Source organism: Catenulispora rubra (assembly GCF_015356825.1).
Classification (GTDB): Bacteria; Actinomycetota; Actinomycetes; order Streptomycetales; family Catenulisporaceae; genus Catenulispora; species Catenulispora rubra.
Genome location: NZ_JAACYW010000613.1, coordinates 1 through 1460 on the forward strand (window position 1 = coordinate 1; position 1460 = coordinate 1460).

Consider the following 1460-nt stretch of genomic DNA (forward strand, 5'->3'; position numbering starts at 1 on the left):
CGGTGGGCGTCGCGGCTTCGGCCGATGATGTGTCCGGCGGAGCCGCGGGGGCGGCAGGAGCTGCGTGAGCTGCGGATTCCGGTGCGGCCGGGGGCTGCGGCGGGGCCTCGGGGGCTGGTGCTGTCACGGCTGCCGGTGCCGCCGGAGCAGCCGTGGCCGCAGTGGCTGGCGCAGCCGCTACCGGAGCGTGCGCCATCCCCGGCATCATCCCCGCCGCGTCGCCGTCGTGCTGATCGCGCCACTTCTTCAGCCCGTCCAGGAACCCGGCGCGCAGCTCGTGCTTGATCGGCTCCAGCTCCGCCTCCCAGGTGTCGATGCCCAGGTCGTTGGCGAAGCGGAGCAGGTCCGGGTCCAGGTCGTGCGGGACCCAGGTCCAGGTCGCGGTCCAGTCGGTGAGCCGGCGGCGCTCGGCCTCGGTGGCGCGGGCCATCCAGCGGGCGACGTAGGCCCGGCCGACGTCGATGGGGTCGGCGCGGCCGAAGCTCTTGTTCTCCTCGGCGTCCAGGAAGCGCTGGGTCGGGGACGTGACCTGCCAGAGCTTGGGGAAGCGGCTGTTGGCCAGCGGGGTCTTGGGGGACTCGGTGGGGTGCAGCACGCGCGGCGGCATGTCCAGCGGCGAGGGGAAGACCTTGTGCGCGGGCTTGGCGTGCTCGCCGGGGCCGGTCTTGGTCGGCTCGCAGCCGGCGTCGTCTCCCATGCCGGGCTGGTTCTTCACCCAGACGTAGGGCTTGAGCCACTCCTCGGACAGGGTCATCGACTTGTCCACGGCGGCGATGAGCTCCAGGGACTGGTTGTAGTCCGAGGCCGCGCCCCACAGGTGGATGCGGGTGCCGTACTCCTGCGCCTCCTCGACCGCGTGGAGCAGGTCCTCGTCCCCGCTGACCAGGACCACGTCGGCGACCGCGCGCTTGCGGGCCAGGCCGGTGAGGTCGGCGTGCAGGAAGGTGTCGACGCCCTTTTGTTCGAACTTGCCGTCGTCGCGCCGCACGAGCTTGCCCAGCCGTAGCTTGACGCCGTCCAGCACGCGCAGCAGGCGCTGGTCCCGGGTCGGACCGGTGGCGGGGGCGGCGTCGTACCAGTACACACGCAGCACCGGCAGGCCGGTCTCCAGCGCGGCGCGCTCGGTCAGCGCGGTCACCAGGCCGGGATAGTCGACATCGATCCCGGGGCGGCCGGGATCACCGCTCACCACGTTGGCGGCGGCGGCGAGTACATATCCGGCGTCGACCAAGACGGCACAGCGATCCATTGGGTAAAAGTGTCACATGGTCGTGGAAGGTGGCAACACGACAGACCGGCTGGGAGGCGGGTTTACGGAATAAGCCTGCTGACGGCAGAATCGGCGACATGCGAAGACTCGGGGGGATGATGACTCAGTTCTCGGCTGGGCGTCGGCGAATGCGGAATATGGCAGGCATATGCGTTGTGATGATCACGGGGGTGGGGGTTCAGGGGTGCGC

1 protein-coding gene is annotated in these 1460 nt (G+C 70.5%); it reads right to left on the bottom strand.

Annotation, left to right across the window (positions count from 1 at the left end):
• Positions 1-1249 (bottom strand): NYN domain-containing protein (locus GWK61_RS54520; RefSeq protein ID WP_194922281.1); only part of this gene is annotated, 1249 nt, incomplete at its 3' end.
• Positions 1250-1460 lie beyond the last annotated feature (211 nt).